The sequence below is a fragment of the Rhizorhabdus phycosphaerae genome (assembly GCF_011044255.1).
In the GTDB taxonomy this organism is placed as follows: domain Bacteria; phylum Pseudomonadota; class Alphaproteobacteria; order Sphingomonadales; family Sphingomonadaceae; genus Rhizorhabdus; species Rhizorhabdus phycosphaerae.
Map to the genome: position 1 here is coordinate 2828899 of NZ_CP049107.1, position 17885 is coordinate 2846783.

A 17885-nucleotide genomic window follows, 5' to 3' on the forward strand; every position below is an offset into this window, starting at 1 on the left:
TGAATCTCAGGCCAGAGGGGGAGCGATGTCGAAGGCGACCGTCATGCGCTCGCCGAAACTATAGGGCAGCGTACCGTGCCACATCGTCGAGGGGAACAGCACGAGCCGACCGGGCTTTGGCTCGATCGTCCGGACAGGCGGAATGTCGAGGCCCAGTTCGGCCTGGGGACTGCCCAGCGTCAGCCAGCCCGCCTGTGTGCCGGTGGCAGCCTCGCGGGGGACGGTGACATAGAAGGCCGAGCTGATCAGTCCGGCCGGGTGGACATGGTTGGCGTGGTGACCGCCGCCCTCGCCGGTCAGTCGCACCGACCACGACCCCGCAAAGCGCGGCCGCGCCGGGCGCCCATAAGCGAGCAGCGGATGGCGTGGGTCGGGTGCTGGCAAGCTGGCGAGATGATCCCGTGCCGCTTCGACGACGAGGGCGCGCAGGGCTTGGATTTCTGGATCGACCCGGCTGAACAGCGGTCCATCGGTCTGGGTGCCGCCGCGCACCGACTGGTCGAGATGCGGCGCGCTGGACCGGTGCAGCGAGCGCAGGCGCCGGGCGAGCGCAGGCAGGTCGTCGATACGGTCTGCGAGATCGATGACACGCACAAAGGCCGGGTCGTTGAGCCAGTCGGCGCGCGCATCGCCCGCAAGCCGCCAGGCGATGGCAGCATAGGGCCACATCGCGCGGTTGGCGCCCTGCGGTCGCGCCCATCGCTCGATCAGCGGCAAGGCCTGCTCGACGCGGCCGGTGCGCAGCAGATGCCGGACATGGCGGATCGCGACCGACAGATCGTCGACCTTCGCCATGACCGCGAACAGGGCATCGGCGCCGCTGACGTCGCCGAGTTCGGAACGCGCCGCCGCTTCGTTCGCAGTGAAGGTCAGTTGCGGGCCCAGCACCGCCCTACCCCGCACGACGGCATCCAGTGCGGCCTCGAACTGGCGAGCGTCGATCAGCGCGAGGATGAGAATGCGCCACAGGTTGAGGTCGCCGGCGTTGGCCGCCAAGGCTCGTTCAATCGCCTCGGTCGAGCGCAGGCTGTCGCCCATCATCCAACGCAATTTGATCAGCCGATCATGGCCCGGATACCAGCCCGGATGAAGCGCCAGCAGTGCCGCGATCTCGGCGATTGCTGTTGCGGCGTCGCCCTGTGCCATGCGGGCGGCGGCGCGGCTCAGCAGAAGATCGCCATTATTGGGTTCGAGCCTGAGGGCCGTCTCGAACAGGGGCAGCGCATCGAGTCCGGCTTCCAGCGCGACCTGCGCTCTCGCTTGCGCAACGCGGGCGTCTTGTGGCTCGATCGTTGCGGCGGCGTTGAGCGCGGGCAGGGCCTGATCATGCTGGTCGACGGCGCGGTGGAGCAGGCCGGTCCACTGCCACAGGCGGGCGTTGCTGCCGTTCCGTTCCGCCGCCAGAGCAACGAAGGGGAGAGCCTCCTCCTCCCTCTGGAGTTCGAGCGCCTTGGAGGCCAATGTCTCTGCCGTCGTGGCATCGGACGGGCGCAGCGTCATTCGTGCGATCAGGTCGTCGATCATGTTCGTCACAGTCCCTGTACCACCGTGCCGCTCTCCGCTTCGAGCAGGGCCGTCACGGCAGCCTGCTCCTGGGGGTGAGGCCCGGATGCCAGATGTCTATGATGAGGATCACGCGCAGCGCGCTGCTGGGGTTCAGGGCCTCATGCTCGATCGTGTCGTCGAAGACCCAGGCCCTGCCGCGCTCCCAGAGGCGGGTTTCGGCGCCGACGCGGAACCAGCAGCCTTCGGGTACGATCAAGGGCAGGTGGCAGACGAGCCGCGTGTTGGCGACGCCATGGTGCGGCGGAATGCGCGTGTTCGGGCCAGCAGCGAGAACATGGCATTGGGTGAACAACCGCCGATGCGTGGCTGGGGAAAGCGCTCGATCAGCGCCATCGTGCCCGGGCAATGCCGGGCATTGGCCGCAATGCGCCGGCCATATTGCCACAGATGGATCGCGGTCCAGTCGCGGTTGTGGTTGAGCGGCGCCCATTGCGCGAGCGGCGCGCCGTCGGGATATTGAATATAGGGGGTGAGTTCGGCGCGTTCGGCGGCGGCACCGCCTCGAACTCGGTCTGGATCAGGTCGGTTGCCGCCTCGAGTTCCTCCAACCATGGGAACAGGCTGCGATCATGATATTCGCGCTCGATCAGGCCGGGAAAATGGAAATGGGTCGGATCGCTGTGCCAAACGCGTGTCTTCCGCAAGGCGTTGCTGCGGAAGCGGGCAATGCGTTCAGCGCTTTCCGGATCGGCAGCGGATTCGGCATCGGCCATCGCGCGGCGAAGGCGGTCCTCCTTGTCGCTGCGCCAGCGGTCTCGCAGAGCTTCGCCGCGCGCTACGGCTGTGGCGAGCTGCGGGTTGGCGATCATGTCGGGCTTCCGGGCGAGAGCCTGCTCATAGGCCTCGCCGGCATCGGCATGGCCGAGCTGCTCCTTGAGTCCGGCGCGAAGCATCAGCGCCATGAAGTCGAGCGGAGAGAAGGCGAGCGCGGCGGTCACCGCGTCGAGCGCTGCCGCAGGGTTGTTCGACGCTCGATAGAGCGCGGCACGCTTGAGGTGGAGTTCGAAACCCGGAGCGAGAGCAACTGAACGTGCTAGCAGCGCAAGCGCTTCGGAAAAGGCGCCCTTAGCGGCAGCGGCATCGGCCGCGCGTTCCAGGTCGGCGGGCGTTGTGGTGGAAGCCATGCGCTACCTTAGGTGCTGTTCATCAGCGGGGGAAGCGGTCCGCGACGCGGCGCGATCACGGGCGTCGATGCGCTTGCCACGACTGCCAAAAGAAAGAGGCGGCAGGGTTGCCCCCACCGCCTCCTCCGGCTTCGCCTCGACTATTAGAAGTTGAGGGTCACGCCTGCGTAGATGTAACGACCCATGGCGTCGTAGACGCCCGGGAAGGTGTTGCCCGAGCAGAACACCGCGGTGCAGGCGTTGTTGACTGCCGATGCACCGTTCGCGCCGATGATCGGCGGATCGTTGTCGAGCAGGTTCTGAACGCCCATACGGAAGGTGTACTGGTCGTTGATCGCATAGGTCGCGGCCAGGTCGAAGTAATGCTGGGCCGGGATCTTCTCGTTGAACGGCGAGAAGGCGCCGGTCAGCGTCGGGTTCGAGCTGCTGCGATCGATCTTGACCTTGCCGAAGTAACGCCATGCGAGCGACAGGCCGAGGCCGTTCTCCATGTCGAAGGTCACGCGGGCCTTGTGGCGCCATTCCGGATTCGGGATGCCGCAGACGAGGCCGTAGAGACCGGCGCAGTCATAGGGAGCCGACACACCGTTGTCGGTCTCGATCTTGTCGAGCCAGGTGCCGATGATGCTGAACGACAGCGAGTTGGCACCGATGCGGGTCGTGTAACCGGCCGACACGTCGACACCGCGGGTCTTCAGACCACCGATGTTGAGCGGAAGGTCACGGACGAAGCCGTTGGCCGAACGCCACAGCGACCCGGTCGCGTCGCGCTGGATCAGCGAGCAGAAGGTCGGATCGCCAGTGGTAACGCACTGGTTGATGATCACGTCCTGACCATATTCCTGGATCAGGTTCTTCACCTTGATGTCGAACCAGTCGACCGTCGCGTTGAAGCCCGGCAGGAAGGTCGGCTGGAACACGATACCGATCGTCTTCGTGTCCGACTTTTCCGGCTGGAGGTTCGGATTGCCGCCGATCAGGCCGTTATACTGGCCGGCAGGATTGCCCGCGACCGGATAATTGGCCGGATTCAGACCGGTGAGGGCGCATTGGGCCGCCGTCGCCGAGCCATCCGCGCAGGGGTCGCTGTTGCCGTTGAGTGCGACGCGGATCGGCGCAAACAGATCCTGCACGTTCGGAGCGCGAACCGCACGGTTGAAGCTCGCGCGGAAGCGGATGTCCCGCACCGGAGCGAAGTCGACCGCGATCTTGAACGTGTCGGTGGTGAAGCCGCTGCTATAGTCGGAATAGCGATAGGCGCCTTCCAGGGTCAGAGCGTGGATGCCCTGCTCCTCGACGATCGGCAGACGGAACTCGCCGAACAGTTCCTTGACGTCGAACGAACCCGAGGTCGGGAGCGTAGCCGCACCCTGGCCGGTCAGGTCGCCCGTGCTGAACGCGACGTCGGTGTCGAGTTCCAGCGACTCCTTGCGATATTCCGCACCGAACACGACGCCCAGACCGTCGTTCGCCCAGGGCGACTTCAAGCCATATTCGCCGAGCAGACGGGTGATGGTGCCGCTGATGACGCGCTCCTGCGTGTTGCCACGCTGGAAGCCCGGGATCTGCACGTAGTTTAGTGCTTCGGGGGTCACGCCACCGAGCGAGAACATGTCGTAAGGACGGCAGTTCGTGTCGGTACCCAGAACGAAGACGCGGCAGGCGGGCTGGCCGGTGCGCGGGTCGGTGACGACGTCGATCGCATTGGTCAGGCGCGAGGCCGAGAACTCGTTGAAGTAGGTCTGCGAATAGTTGGTGCGACCGAACAGGTAATAAGCGTCGTACGACCAGACCGGGCTGAGTTCGCCCTTGGCGCCGCCGACGATGCGGAAGGCGGTGTGCTGGAGATCGCTGCGGCGCGGGCCGCCTTCGACGTTACGACGCAGAGCCTGCAGGAAGGCGCGCTGATAGGGCGCGCCGGTCAGCGGATCGCGGAAGGTGATCGGCGTCGCGCCAGCGTCGACCAGCGGGAAGCCGGTTTCGGTGAAGCGCGTGACCAGGTTGCCGGGGACGCAGATCTGGGCCCGCTGCGAGGCCGACAGGAGCGGGTTGTCGCAGTTGACGCTGAGCGTGTTGCCGAAGTTGCCCGACTCGGCGATCTGGGCGACCGTGCGGTCGTCCATGAACATGGCTTCCATATAGGGGTGGAAGGCCGGGCTGACTTCATAGTCGGCGAAGACGCCGGCCGTGTAGCGCTCGTCGGGACGCTGGAAATAGTTCAGCGGCGCGAAGTTGTACGGCGTGAAGCCCGGAAGGAAGGTGCGGTTCGGACCGATCTGGAGCGTGTTCGAGTTCCAGTCGAAGAAGGTGCCGTTCGCCGAGGTGGCCGAGCCACCGCAGTTGACGACGCCGGCGGCCGTGACCTGCGAGGCGCACGACGAATAGTCATACTTGCTCTGCGTGACCGCCTTCAGCTTGCGGTAGCCGGCATAGGCCATGAAGTGGCCCTGGTCGTCGTCGCCGAACTTGCCACCGAAGGAGACGGTGACGTCGACGGTGCCGCCATTGACGGTGTTGCCCGACGGGAAGGGGAAGCCACGGCGAGCGTGGGCGGCCTTCAGCGTGTCGTTGCTGTTGTTGTGCTGGTAGAGGCTGTACTGGCCGTCGATCCGGAAACCTTCGAAGTCGGTGTCCATGATGAAGTTGACGACGCCGGCGACCGCGTCCGAACCATAGGTGGACGATGCACCGCCGGTCAGCACGTCGACGCGCTTGACGATGGCGGCGGGCACCATGTTGAGATCGGCCGCGGAGGAGTCGGGATCGCCCGGCATCAGGCGGCGACCGTTGATCAGGACGAGCGTACGCTCGGCGCCCAGACCGCGAAGGTCGACGGTCGCGGTACCGGTCGCGCCATTGGCGAGGTTACCGCCCTGGCCGGCGAAGGTCTGCGGCAGGCTGTTGATCAGGTCTTCGGTGCGGGTCGTGCCCTGGAGCTTGAACTCCTGCGAGCCGACCACGGTGACCGGGCTGACGCCGGTCAGGTTCGGCTGCGGAATGCGCGAACCGGTGACGATGATGACCGCGCCTTCTTCGTCCCCATCCGCTGCGGCCTGCGCGAACGCGGGCGCGCTCGCGAACGCGGCGATGCTCAGCGCGACAGCGCTGCAGCCCAGCCCGAAACGGCTGACCTTGTTGATTTTAGTGGTCACTTTCCAGTCCCTTTTCTGGAGTGAGCGGGCCGAATCGTCGGCCCGTGCTCAACCCTCGCAAAAAGGTGCAGGCGCTGGCACACCATACACCCCTCACTCGGGCATCCCGTTGATGTGCAAGAAATCTGATCAAGCTGTAAAGCGGAGGTTAATCCGGAGAGGCATGTTGGGCCGCTGTTGTCGTATTTATGCAACAGTGGCGAAACGGCATTGCGCGGATCAAGGCATGCATGGTTATATTGTTTCAAAGGCAGGAGGAATGGGATGAAAAAGCGGCATTTTTCAGCGCTTGTAGGGCTATCCGCGATGGCCGCCATGTCGGGCGCCAACGCGGCTGAAAAGGTCCGAGATCGCCCCGAGCTGTTCCGCAACCTGCTCGACTGCCGCGGCATCGCCGACAATGGCCAGCGTCTCGCCTGCTACGACCGGTCGGTCGGCGCGATGGAGGACGCCGAGAAGAAGAAGGATCTGGTGGTCGTCGACCGCAAGGAGATCCGCGAGACCAAAAAATCGTTGTTCGGCTTCTCCCTGCCCAAACTCTCGCTGTTCGGCGACGGCGACGAGAAGGAAGAAAAGGCCGACGAGGTGCAGGAGATCGAGAGCACTGTGGTCAGCGTCCGTCCGTCCAAGGGGGGCGACTGGGCGCTGCGGCTCGCGAACGACGCCGGGACCTGGGAGACGGGGGGCGCGCTGACGGTGCCGCCCCGCGTCGGCGACAAGGTCAAGATCAGGAAGGCGTCGCTCGGCAGCTATCTGGGCTCGGTAGGCATCAGCCGGGGCATCCGCTTCCGCCGCGTCGAATAGGGGAGCGATCGTGCGGGTCCGGGGCCCGGTCTTCGGTCGTCAGGGCATGGGGCCGGCGATCGGGGCCGGATCGACCCGGGCGTCGCGCCACTTCATCGACCAGTGGAGATGGGGCCCGGTCGCTCGCCCGGTCATGCCCACGGCGCCGACGATATCGCCCTGGCGCACCGCCTGTCCGACCACCACGTCGATCCGCGACAGGTGCAGGAAGGCCGAATTCAGCCCCATGCCATGATCGATCATGAGCAAATTGCCTTCGAGCGAGAAAGGGGCGGATGCTGCCAATATGACGACCCCGTCGGCCGGTGCCGCGACCGGGGTCCCGGTCGGGCGGGCGACGTCGACGCCCGAATGGAAGCTGCCCGGCTCGCCGGCGTAGATGCGCTGCGATCCGAACACCCCGCTGATCCGGCCCGTGACCGGCCAGGTAAAGCGTTGCCGCCAGCCGACACTGCCGCTGTCCTGCGCGCGGGCGGCTGCGATCCGTTCCAGCTCAATCTTGCGCCGTGCGAGGAACTCGGGGGTCGGCGTGGTGCCCCTGGGCAGTGTCGGGAGCGATTCGATCTGCCAGGCGCGCGGCGCGACGACGAGGGCGCGGCGCCATATCGTGCCATCGGCAAGCACGGCTTCAAGCAAGGCGCCGGGGCCGGCGTCGCGATCGAACCCGACCAGAAAGCGGCCATCCGGAGCGACCGGGACGGGCTTGCCACCGAGCATGAGCTGCGCTGCTCCGCCGGGCAGCATCCCGAAAGCCAGCCCACCCTGCTCGATGCGACCGGACAGGTGAAAGTCGGCATTGTCGACCACGCGTGCGGCGGGGGCAGTGGGTGGCGTGATCGTCGGTGGAGAAACGGGCGCGGTGGTGCAGCCCGCGATGGCAAGCAGAACCGGCAGGAGCGCGAGCGCCCGGCGCGCTGGCCTCAAGCCGTCTGCTCCGCCTGGGTCGCTTCGACCGCGCTGGCATAAGGCTGCTGGCGCGCCACGCTCCAATAGCGCAGCTCGTCGAGCGGAATCGCGACGCCCGAAACCGCGCAGACGACATGGTCGCCGCCCGTCAGCACGCGGAAGCCGTTGGCGAGATAATGGAGCCGGGCCTCCCGGCCCGCATTCATCAACATGGTCTATCCTCCGAAGGCGGCATATGGGCCCTGCGCCGCGCGACTAAAAGAGCTTTTGCTGGCGCGCGGCCTCGTCGGGCGCGGCTTTCGCCCTGGCTGGCGGCCTTGTCGACGCGCGCATGTCGTCCCCATCGACGCGCGCATCGACCGCGCCATCGGCGAAATGAAGCGTGAGCAGACCCGCTTCCCGCGCCGTCTGGGCGTTGCTGAGCACGCCTCCGTCGCGGCGTTCGACGCGAACATAGCCGCGCTGCAGCGGGCGATCGGGATGCAGCTGCTCGGCCAGGCGCCACAGCTGGTCGAGCGCCGCGCGGTTCTGGTCGATCTTGGAGCGGATCGGACGGTCGCTCAGCCGGACCGACGCAAGCCGCTCGGCGGCGCGCTCATATTTCCGGTCGAGCAATGCGGGGCGGAGCGCGCCGGCGGCCTGGGCAAGGTCGCTCCGCGCATGGGCGAGCCGCTGCCCCAGCGCACGCGGAAGGCGGTCTGCCAAGTCGTCGAGCCTCTGCTGCTGCCCCGCGAAGAGGCCGTCGAGGGTCGGCAGGCGATCGGCCACGGCCTCGAACCGCTCTGCCGCCCGTTCGCGGTAGCGCAGTGCCAGCCGTTCCGCGCGGCCCCCGAGCTCGCGCACATGATGGGCGAGATCGGCGCGCACTGGCACCGCCATCTCCGCCGCAGCGGTCGGCGTCGGCGCGCGGCGGTCGGCGGCGAAGTCGGCCAGGGTCGTATCGGTCTCGTGGCCCACCGCGGAGATCACCGGGATCGGCGATTCGGCTATGGCGCGGACGACCTCTTCCTCGTTGAACGCCCAGAGATCCTCGATCGAGCCGCCGCCGCGCCCCACGATCAGCAGGTCGGGGCGCGGGACCGGTCCGTCCGGCGAGAGGGCGCCGAAGCCGCGCACCGCGCGGGCGACCTGCGGCGCGGCGGCGTCGCCCTGCACCGCGACCGGCCACAGGATGACATGGCTCGGGCAGCGATCGGCGAGGCGGTGGAGAATGTCGCGGATGACCGCGCCGGTCGGCGACGTCACCACGCCGATCACGCGCGGCAGAAAAGGCAGGGGGCGCTTGCGTTCCTCGTCGAATAGGCCTTCGGCGGCGAGCTGGCGACGGCGCTGGTCGAGCAGCGCCATCAGCGCGCCCTGCCCCGCCAGCTCCATGCGATCGATCACGATCTGATATTTGGACCGGCCTGGGAAGGTGGTCAGCTTGCCGGTCGCGATGACTTCGATCCCGTCCTCGGGGCGGAAGCGCATAGCGGAGGCCTGCCCTTTCCACACCACCCCGTCGATGCAGGCGCGCTCGTCCTTGAGGCTCAGATAGCAATGGCCCGAGCTGTGGCGCTTGAAACCCGAAATCTCGCCGCGCACGCGCACGAATCCGAAGGCATCCTCGACCGTCCTTTTCAGCGCGCCGGATAATTCCGACACCGACAGCGCGGGTGCGTTGTCGCCCGGCTGCTCCTCGGCTAACAGGCGGGGCCTGTCGCTTGGGGGCACGCCTGGGAGAAAATCGTTCATGATCGTCCTGCTGTTGGGATCGGGGGGCCGCGAAGATGCGCTGGCCTGGAAGCTCGCGCAATCGGACCGGCTCACCAAATTGTTCGCCGCGCCGGGCAATCCCGGCATAGCCCAATATGCCGAATGCGTCGATCTCGATCCGACCCATCCCGAATCCGTCCTGGCCTTCGCTCGGGAGGAGAATGTCGGGCTGGTGGTGATCGGGCCCGAGGCGCCGCTGGTCGCCGGCATGGGCGATCTGCTGCGCGCCAACGGCGTCCTCACCTTCGGCCCGAACCGCGAGGCGGCCCAGCTCGAAGGCTCCAAAGGCTTCACCAAGGATCTCTGCCGGCGCGAGAATATTCCCACGGCAGCCTATGGTCGCTTCTCCGACGCGTCCTCCGCCAAGGCGGCGCTCGACAGCTTCGGGATTCCGGTCGTGATCAAGGCCGACGGCCTGGCGGCCGGCAAGGGCGTGGTCATCGCCGAGAGCCGCGCCGAGGCGGAAAATGCGATCGACGACATGTTCGGCGGCAGCTTCGGCAGCGCCGGTGCCGAGGTCGTGATCGAGGAATTCCTGACCGGTGAGGAGGCGAGCTTCTTCGCGCTGACCGACGGGACGACGGTCGTCCCCTTCGGGTCGGCGCAGGATCACAAGCGCGTCGGGGACGGCGACACAGGCCCCAACACGGGTGGGATGGGGGCCTATAGCCCGGCGCCGGTGCTGACCCCCGAGCTGGAAGCGCAGGCCATGCGCGAGATCGTCGAGCCGACGGTGCGCGCCATGGCGGCGGCCGGCATCCCCTATTCGGGCGTGCTCTATGCGGGCCTGATGCTGACCGCCGACGGCCCCAAGCTGATCGAGTATAATGCTCGCTTCGGCGATCCCGAATGCCAGGTGCTCATGCTCCGGCTCGAGGATGATCTGGTGACGCTGATGCTCGCGGTTGCCGAAGGGCGGCTTCACGAGATCGCGCGCCCGAGCCTGTCACCCAACAGCGCGCTCACCGTGGTGATGGCGGCCAAAGGCTATCCCGGCACGCCTGCGAAGGGCGGGGCCATCCGAAACATCGAGGCGGCGGAAGCCAAGGGCACGAAGATCTTTCACGCCGGCACGGCGCTCAAGGACGGTGAGCTGGTCGCCAATGGCGGACGCGTGCTGAATGTCACAGCGCTCGGCAAGGATATCGCCGAAGCGCGCGACACAGCCTATGCCGCGGTCGACGCGCTCGACTTTGCGAGCGGTTTCTGCCGTCGCGACATAGGCTGGCGGGAACTGGCACGGCAACGGAACGGTTGACGCCGAAGGGCGTTCGCAAGAGGTCAATGTAACGAGGGATTTCGGGGGTATGTCGAACGCTACGCTGATCATCGCCACGCTTGTCGCCATCATCGCGATTGCGGGGCTCTTCCTGTTGCTACGCAAGCCCAAGCAGCGCGTGTCGCTGAGCGAGACGCCGGCGCCGGCGTCCATGCGCGCCGCCGAGCCTGAGCTTGCCGCTGCCGTCATCGCCACGCCACCGGCCGATATCAAGCCGGTCGAGACGCTCGACGAAGGCAAGGGTGTGGTGGACAGCGCCGCGGCCGCCATGCTCGACGTGGCAACGCCGGTTCTTGGTATCGACGCGCATCCCGACCTGCCCGCCGACGAACTTACCCGGATCAAGGGGCTCGGGCCCAAGGCTAAGGCGGTGCTCAACGGAATCGGAATCCACCGTTTCGATCAGCTGGCGGCGCTCGACCCGGCGCAGGCGGCCGAAGTGGATGCCCGGCTCGGCGCGTTCAAGGGACGGATTTTTCGCGATCGCTGGATCGATCAGGCCCGCTATCTAGAGCAGGGCGACATCGCCGGTTTTGAGAAGGAATTCGGGAAACTCGGCTGAAGCGAGCCGGCAGCGTGGGCGTCAGCCCACGCCGTCCAGCGCAGCGAACTTTTTCACGGCCGCCGCAGGACCTTCTGGATCGTTCCAGACCGCGCCCGATACAGCAAGGAAATCCGCGCCTGCGGCGATCAGCGGCGCTGAATTGTCGGGCGTTATCCCGCCGATCGCGACGCAGGGCAGTTCGAACAGGGTCGACCACCAGCCGAGGATCGACGGCTCGGGCCGGTGCTCGGTCTCCTTGGTGGTGGTCGGGTAGAAAGCACCGAAGGCGACATAGTCGGCCCCGGCCTCGCCCGCTTCCATCGCCAGATGGCGGCTGTCATGACAGGTGACGCCGATCTGCGCCTTGGGGCCGAGCTGTTGTCGGGCATCGCGCGGATCGCCATCGCCCTGGCCCAGATGCACGCCATCGGCATCGAGGCGCTTCGCCAGGCCGATCGAATCATTGATGATGAAGGCGACCTCGCGCGACGCACATACCGCCTGCAACGGGCGGGCAAGGTCGGCGATGCGATGCTCGTCGATGCCTTTCAGACGCAGCTGGAAGGCGGCCACGACGGGCGCCGCATCCAGCGCTGCCGCCAGCGTTTCGGCGAAGCGCTCGTCGATCGATGCGGGCGAGATCAGGTAGAGTTTGCAGGGCGGCCGCGCTGCATCGCGCTCGAACCGGTCGGCAAAGGCGGGATCGAGCCGGAGCTCGTCCTCGTCGAAATCATCGATATCGGTCGTGGTCATGCCTATCACTTAGCCACAAACGTCATTCCCGCGAAGGCGGGAATCCACCGGGTCGGTCGGCCGAACCTCTAGCGATCCGGAGTTCGTTCGCCGGTGGATTCCCGCCTTCGCGGGAATGACGGAAAGAAGGGTGAGATTGCTCCCACCCTTCCATAGGGAATCAGGCAGTCTTGCTGGTCGACGCCGTGTAGATTTCGTCGATCGCGGCACCCAGAGAGGCGTCGAACTGCTCGTCGGTCATCTGCGCGCGCAGATCCTCGAGCAGCGCACGGCTGAAGCTGGCGATGACGCCGCGGTTCTTCGCAAGTTCGGTGCACGCGTCCGGGCGGCTATAGCCACCCGACAGCGCGACGACGCGCAGCACGCGGGGATGGTCGACCAGCGCGTCGAACAGGCCGGCCTTCGCCGGCAGCGACAGCTTGAGCATGACCTTGTCTTCGCCGGTCATCGCGTCGAGCGCCTTGGTCAGTTCATCGAGCAGGATCTGGTCGGCCTCGGCGCGCTCCGGGCTCTTGATGTTCACCTCGGGCTCGATGATCGGCATCAGCCCGCCGGCCAGGACCTGCTGGCCGACCTCGAACTGCTGCTTGACGATCGCGGCAATGCCCTCGCGATTGGCGAGGTTGATCACCGAACGCTCCTTGGTGCCGAACACGCCCAAGCTCTTGGCCCGCGCCAGAAGGGCGTCCAGTTCGGGCATCGGCTTCATCAGCTGGACGCCGTTCGCCTCATCCTCGAGCCCCTTATCGATCTTGATGAAGGGAACGACGCCGCGCTCGTTGAGCACTTGCGGGACCGGTTTGCCGTCGGCCTGGCCGTCCATCGTCCGCTCGAACAGGATCGCGCCGATCACCTTTTCGCCGGTGAAGACCGGCGAGGTGATGATGCGGGTGCGCATCGCATGGATGAGGCCGAACATCTCCTCCTCGGTCGACCAGGCGCCTTCCTCGACGCCATAGCCCTTGAGAGCCTTGGGCGTCGAACCGCCGCTCTGGTCGAGCGCCGCGATGAAGCCTTTGCCGTCGGCGATCTTCTTCGCCGTCTCCTGATCGAACATGGGTGCTTATCTCCTGTCTATGTCTGCATGGCGCCTTTGCGGCGTCCATGGATTCCCTGGCAAAATTTCGCGGATGCGCAGTGTCAGGCGTCGAGCGCCTTCACTCCCGGAAGCTCCCGCCCTTCCATCCATTCGAGGAAGGCGCCGCCTGCGGTCGAGACGAAGCTGAAGTCGTCCGCGACTCCGGCATGGTTCAGCGCCGCGACGGTGTCGCCGCCCCCGGCCACCGACACCAGCGAGCCGCCCTTGGTCAGCGCCGCCGCCGTGCGGGCAAGTGCGACCGTTGCGGTGTCGAAGGGGCTGATCTCGAACGCGCCCATCGGCCCGTTCCAGACGAGCGTGCGGCATGTCTTGAGGGCATCGCCGAGCGCTTCCACCGCCGCCGGGCCGACATCGAGGATCATCTCGTCGGCGGCGACCTCATGGACGTTGACGGTGCGCACCGGCGGGTTGGCGCGGAATTCTTTGGCGACGACGACGTCATAGGGGAGGTGGACGATGCACTCGGCCTTGTCGGCGGCGTCGAGGATTTCGAGTACGGTGTCCTTGAGGTCATGCTCGCACAGCGACTTGCCGACATCGACGCCGCGCGCGGCGAGGAAGGTGTTGGCCATGCCGCCACCGATGATGAGATGGTCGACCCGGCTGACCAGATGCTTGAGCACGTCGAGCTTGGTCGAGACCTTGGCACCGCCCACGACGGCGGCCACCGGATGCTCGGGGTTGCCGAGCGCCTTTTCCAGTGCTTCCAGCTCGGCCTGCATTGAGCGGCCGGCATAGGCGGGGAGCAGACGCGCGAGGGCTTCGGTCGAGACATGCGCACGGTGCGCGGCCGAGAAGGCGTCGTTGACGTAGAGGTCGCCGAGACGCGCCATCGCCTTGGCGAGTTCGGGGTCGTTCTTTTCCTCGCCCTTGTGGAAGCGGGTGTTCTCCAGCAGGGCGATGTCGCCGGGCTGGAGCTGGGCGACGGCGGCTTCCGCCTCCTCGCCACAGCAATCGCCGATGAAGCGGACCTCGCGGCCGAGCACCGAGCGGAACGCACTGGTGACCAGGGCAAGGCTCATGTCGGGATTGCGCTCACCCTTTGGGCGGCCGAAATGGGCAAGGACGAGCACGATCGCGCCCTTGTCCGACAGCTCGGCTACCGTCGGCGCGGCGGCGCGCAGCCTCGTGTCGTCGGTGACGGTGGCGCCGTCCATCGGCACGTTGAGGTCTTCGCGGACCAGTACGCGCTTGCCGCGCACGTCGCCGATATCGTCGAGTGTCCTGAAAGCCATCTTATCCCTCGATTTCCACAGTATCGCCGAGCGCGATGCGTCCGCCCTCGATCACCCGCGCGATCCTGCCGCCCCTCCAATCGGGCCGCAGCGCGCTTTGCAGGCCGTCGGCCACGGCATCCATCCGCCGGCACGGGTCGCATTCGCCCGTAATCTCGAACAGGGCGGCGCCGACCCGGACCATGGCGCCTGGCGCCTGCGGCAGGTCAACGCCCTCGACGAGCAAATTGGCCCGGCGCTGTTCCCAGGAAACCCCACGGCCGAGTTCCGCAATCGCCGCAGACCAGTCCTCCAGGCGGAGGATGGTGACCTGGCGCCGGTTCGACTTGCCCGGGCGGGTGGCGCCACGATGATCGCCGTGGATTCCCGTATCCAGGCCGACCTCGACATGATCGATCGTCTCGACAGGCCCATGGGCGCGGCCCTTGCGCGCGATACCGATCAGCCGGCCGGCCATGTCAGGCGGCTCCGCCCGCCCGCGCGACGGGCCGGTCCGCCACGACCGCCGGGCGGCGGTCCGTGGCGGCGGCTGCCACGCGGAAGGTCGGGCCTCGTCTCAACTCAGAGCAGCTTGCCGATCGCGCCGGCCGTGTCGACCATGCGGTTCGAGAAGCCCCACTCATTGTCGTACCAGCTGAGCACGCGGACGAGCTTGCCTTCGATAACCGAGGTCTCGAGGCTGTCGATGGTCGACGAATGGGCGTCATGGTTGAAGTCGATCGAGACCAGCGGCTCCTCCGTGTAGCCGAGCACGCCCTTCAGCGGGCCTTCGGCGGCCGCCTTGAGGAGCGCGTTGACCTCGTCCTTCGTCGTTTCGCGCGACGGGGTGAAGGTCAGGTCGACGACCGAGACGTTCGGGGTCGGCACGCGGATCGCCGAACCGTCGAGCTTGCCCTTCAGCGCCGGCAGCACCTCGGCGACCGCGCGGGCGGCACCGGTGGTGGTCGGGATCATCGACATCGCGGCGGCGCGGGCGCGGCGCGGATCCTCATGGATCTGGTCGAGGATCTTCTGGTCGTTGGTATAGGCGTGGATCGTGGTCATCAGGCCGCGCTCGATACCGATCGACTCGTGCAGCACCTTGGCGAAGGGCGCGAGGCAGTTGGTGGTGCACGACGCGTTCGACACGATGATGTGATCGGCGGTCAGCTGCTCGTGGTTGACGCCGAACACGACGGTCAGGTCGACTTCCTTGCCCGGGGCCGAGATCAGCACGCGCTTGGCGCCGGCGTCGATATGCGCCTGGCCGCCCTTGCGGTTGGTGAAGAAACCAGTGCACTCCAGTGCGATGTCGACGCCCTGGGCGGCGTGCGGCAGCTTGGCCGGATCGCGCTCGGCGGTGACGTGGATGCGCTTGCCGTTGATGATCAGGTCATTGCCGTCGACTTCGACGGTGCCGCTGAAGGCGCCATGGACCGAGTCGCGCTTGAACAGCAGGGCGTTGGCCTTGGCGTCGGCCAGATCGTTGATGGAGACCAGCTCAAGGTCGTGATCGGTGCGCTCGAGGATGGCGCGCGCCACATTCCGACCGATGCGACCGAAGCCGTTGATTGCAACCTTGACTGCCATGTGCCGATATCTCCTGCGGTTTGTTTAGTTGCCGAGCGCCCCGATGATCTGGGGTGCGATCTTGTCGGCCGTCAGGCCGAAATGGTCGTAGAGCGCCTTGACCGGAGCCGAGGCGCCGAAGCCGTCCAGGCCGAAGCGCAGGCCCTTGCGGCCGACATAGCGTTCCCAGCCGATGGTCGTGCCGGCCTCGATCGAGGCGAGGAGCACGCCCTCGGGCAGGACCTCGTCGCGATAGGCCTCGGGCTGCGCGTCGAAGCGCTCCCAGCTGGGCATCGAGACGACGTCGGCGCCGAAACCGGCCTCTTCGAGCTGCTTCGCAGTGGCGAGCGCGATCTCGACCTCGGAACCGCTGGCGATGAGAACAACCTTGCGCGCGGCATCGGCGGCCTTCAACCGGTAAGCACCCTTGGCGGAGAGATTCTCCGACACGTCGGTGCGCAGCTGCGGCAGGCCTTCGCGCGACAGGGCGAGGAGCGACGGTCCGTCGGCCTTCTCCAGCGCCAGCGCCCAGCATTCCGCCGTCTCGACCACGTCGCACGGGCGATAGGTGTCGAGGTTCGGCATCACGCGCAGGCTCATCATATGCTCGACCGGCTGGTGGGTCGGGCCGTCCTCGCCGAGGCCGATCGAGTCATGCGTCATCACATAGACGACGCGCAGCTGCTGCAGCGCCGACAGGCGAATGGCCGCACGGCAATAGTCGGAGAAGACGAGGAAGGTGCCGCCATAGGGGATCACGCCCCCATGCAGCGCCATGCCGTTCATCGCGCAGGCCATGCCGAACTCGCGGATGCCGTAATAGACATAGCGACCGGCATAATTATCCGCGGTGAAGGGCGCCTGCGCCTTGGTCTTGGTGTTGTTCGATCCGGTCAGGTCGGCCGAGCCGCCGATCGTCTCGGGGATCTGCTCGTTGATCGGGCCGAGCACCATTTCCGATGCCTTGCGGGTCGCGACCTTCTGCGGATTGGCGGCGAGATCCTGGAGATAGGCGTCCAGCGAGAAGCCGGTCGGCAGCTTGCCGGCCATGCGGCGTTCGAACTCGTCCTTCTGCGCCGAGGCGGCGAGGCGCGCCTGCCAGGCCTGATGCTCGCCGACGCTGCGCTGCCCGGCTTCGAGCCAGGCGGCCTTGATGTCCTCGGGCACGACGAACGGCTCGGCGGTCCAGCCGAGATGGGCGCGGGTCGCCGCGACCTCGTCGGTGCCGAGCGCGGAACCGTGGGTCGCCGAGGTGCCCTGCTTGTTCGGAGCGCCGAAGCCGATGATCGTGCTGCACTGGACGATCGAGGGGCGCGGGTCGGCCTTCGCTGCTTCCAGCGCCTGGGCGATGCTGGCGGCATCATGGCCATCGCACGACATGGTGTGCCAGCCGGTTGCGGCATAGCGCGCCAGCACGTCCTCGGACGAACTCATCGAGACCGCGCCGTCGATGGTGATCTTGTTGTCGTCCCACAGCACGATCAGCTTGCCGAGCTGCAGATGGCCGGCGAGGCCGATTGCCTCATGGTTGATGCCTTCCATCAGGCAGCCGTCGCCGGCCAGCACCCAGGTGCGGTGGTCGACGAGCTCGTCCCCGAACACGGCGTTCAGGTGGCGCTCGGCCATGGCCATGCCGACGGCGGTGGCGAGGCCCGAGCCGAGCGGACCGGTGGTCGCTTCGACGCCCGGAAGCTCGAAATTCTCGGGGTGGCCCGCGCAGGGGCTGTGCAGCTTGCGGAAATTGCGAATGTCGTCGATCGTCGGCCGCGCATAGCCGGTCAGGTGCAGCAGCGAATAGATCAGCATCGACCCATGGCCCGCCGAGAGGACGAAGCGGTCGCGGTCGGCCCAGTCGGGCTTCGCCGGATCATGCTTCAGATGGCGGGTGAACAGCTCGGTCGCGACGTCGGCCATGCCCATCGGCATGCCGGGATGCCCCGAATTGGCGGCCTGCACCGCATCCATCGAAAGGGCGCGGATGGCATTGGCGAGCTGCCGCGGTGCAATCGTCATGGTCTACCTTCTGTGCGGACGGGCGGGATCGTCGATCGAACAGGGATTGGCTGTTCGCGCGCCCCTTTGTCGTGCCAAAGCGGTATCGTCAACCTTGGGGAACGCTT

The 17885-nt window shown here is 66.8% G+C and carries 15 protein-coding genes and 1 pseudogene; 3 read left to right on the forward strand and 13 right to left on the reverse strand.

Annotation, left to right across the window (positions count from 1 at the left end; translation table 11 throughout):
- Positions 1 to 6: 6 nt before the first annotated feature.
- The 4 genes and pseudogenes from G6P88_RS13155 to G6P88_RS13165 form a co-directional block, all read right to left on the reverse strand.
- Complete coding sequence (locus tag G6P88_RS13155; RefSeq protein WP_165323570.1) at positions 7 to 1524, reverse strand: 2OG-Fe(II) oxygenase family protein; 1518 nt, start codon at positions 1522 to 1524, stop codon at positions 7 to 9.
- Positions 1525 to 1576: 52 nt separating this feature from the next.
- Positions 1577 to 1959: pseudogene (locus G6P88_RS20550) on the reverse strand (aspartyl/asparaginyl beta-hydroxylase domain-containing protein).
- A complete protein-coding gene (locus G6P88_RS13160; RefSeq protein WP_226946859.1) occupies positions 1890 to 2690 on the reverse strand; it encodes a hypothetical protein in 801 nt (266 codons plus the stop codon). Before G6P88_RS13160 ends, G6P88_RS20550 begins: the two are co-directional and overlap by 70 nt.
- A 143-nt stretch (positions 2691 to 2833) precedes the next feature.
- Positions 2834 to 5842, reverse strand: a complete 3009-nt coding sequence (locus G6P88_RS13165) for a TonB-dependent receptor domain-containing protein (RefSeq protein WP_165323571.1) — start codon at positions 5840 to 5842, stop codon at positions 2834 to 2836.
- Positions 5843 to 6106: 264 nt separating this feature from the next.
- Here G6P88_RS13165 and G6P88_RS13170 point away from each other — a divergent pair, with 264 nt between their 5' ends.
- Positions 6107 to 6646, forward strand: a complete 540-nt coding sequence (locus G6P88_RS13170) for a hypothetical protein (RefSeq protein ID WP_165323572.1) — start codon at positions 6107 to 6109, stop codon at positions 6644 to 6646.
- Positions 6647 to 6685: 39 nt separating this feature from the next.
- On the opposite strand, the gene G6P88_RS13175 is transcribed toward G6P88_RS13170, so the two are convergent.
- Genes G6P88_RS13175 through xseA form a run of 3 tightly spaced genes read right to left on the reverse strand, consistent with a single transcriptional unit; the run spans position 6686 to position 9286 of the window.
- Entirely contained in the window at positions 6686 to 7570 is an 885-nt protein-coding gene (locus G6P88_RS13175) for a M23 family metallopeptidase (protein ID WP_226946556.1), read from the reverse strand.
- The gene (locus G6P88_RS13180) at positions 7567 to 7764 is read right to left on the reverse strand and encodes a DUF2093 domain-containing protein (RefSeq protein WP_165323573.1); all 198 of its coding nucleotides are present in this window, start codon (positions 7762 to 7764) and stop codon (positions 7567 to 7569) included. Before G6P88_RS13180 ends, G6P88_RS13175 begins: the two co-directional genes overlap by 4 nt.
- Positions 7765 to 7807: 43 nt before the next feature.
- Positions 7808 to 9286 carry an exodeoxyribonuclease VII large subunit gene (gene xseA, locus G6P88_RS13185; RefSeq protein WP_165323574.1) on the reverse strand — a complete coding sequence of 493 codons (1479 nt, stop codon included), beginning with the start codon at positions 9284 to 9286 and terminating at the stop codon, positions 7808 to 7810.
- Here xseA and purD point away from each other — a divergent pair.
- Both purD and G6P88_RS13195 read left to right on the forward strand, forming a co-directional pair.
- A complete protein-coding gene (purD, locus tag G6P88_RS13190; RefSeq protein WP_165323575.1) occupies positions 9285 to 10565 on the forward strand; it encodes a phosphoribosylamine--glycine ligase in 1281 nt (426 codons plus the stop codon). The genes xseA and purD overlap by 2 nt on opposite strands.
- A 49-nt stretch (positions 10566 to 10614) precedes the next feature.
- On the forward strand, positions 10615 to 11148 hold the full coding sequence (locus tag G6P88_RS13195) for a hypothetical protein (RefSeq protein ID WP_165323576.1): 534 nt from the start codon (positions 10615 to 10617) through the stop codon (positions 11146 to 11148).
- Between the two features lie 21 nt (positions 11149 to 11169).
- On the opposite strand, the gene thiE is transcribed toward G6P88_RS13195, so the two are convergent.
- The 6 genes from thiE to tkt all read right to left on the reverse strand — a co-directional run bounded on the left by thiE (position 11170) and on the right by tkt (position 17778).
- Positions 11170 to 11883, reverse strand: a complete 714-nt coding sequence (gene thiE / locus G6P88_RS13200) for a thiamine phosphate synthase (RefSeq protein ID WP_165323577.1) — start codon at positions 11881 to 11883, stop codon at positions 11170 to 11172.
- Between the two features lie 160 nt (positions 11884 to 12043).
- Positions 12044 to 12940 (reverse strand): fructose bisphosphate aldolase, encoded by an 897-nt coding sequence (locus G6P88_RS13205; protein ID WP_165323578.1) that lies wholly within the window; start codon positions 12938 to 12940, stop codon positions 12044 to 12046.
- Positions 12941 to 13023: 83 nt separating this feature from the next.
- A complete protein-coding gene (locus G6P88_RS13210; protein ID WP_165323579.1) occupies positions 13024 to 14217 on the reverse strand; it encodes a phosphoglycerate kinase in 1194 nt (397 codons plus the stop codon).
- A gap of 1 nt (position 14218) precedes the next feature.
- On the reverse strand, positions 14219 to 14674 hold the full coding sequence (locus G6P88_RS13215) for an MOSC domain-containing protein (RefSeq protein WP_165323580.1): 456 nt from the start codon (positions 14672 to 14674) through the stop codon (positions 14219 to 14221).
- Between the two features lie 104 nt (positions 14675 to 14778).
- The gene (gene gap, locus G6P88_RS13220; protein WP_165323581.1) at positions 14779 to 15786 is read right to left on the reverse strand and encodes a type I glyceraldehyde-3-phosphate dehydrogenase; all 1008 of its coding nucleotides are present in this window, start codon (positions 15784 to 15786) and stop codon (positions 14779 to 14781) included.
- A gap of 24 nt (positions 15787 to 15810) precedes the next feature.
- The gene (gene tkt / locus G6P88_RS13225; protein ID WP_165323582.1) at positions 15811 to 17778 is read right to left on the reverse strand and encodes a transketolase; all 1968 of its coding nucleotides are present in this window, start codon (positions 17776 to 17778) and stop codon (positions 15811 to 15813) included.
- Between the last annotated feature and the right edge of the window lie 107 nt (positions 17779 to 17885).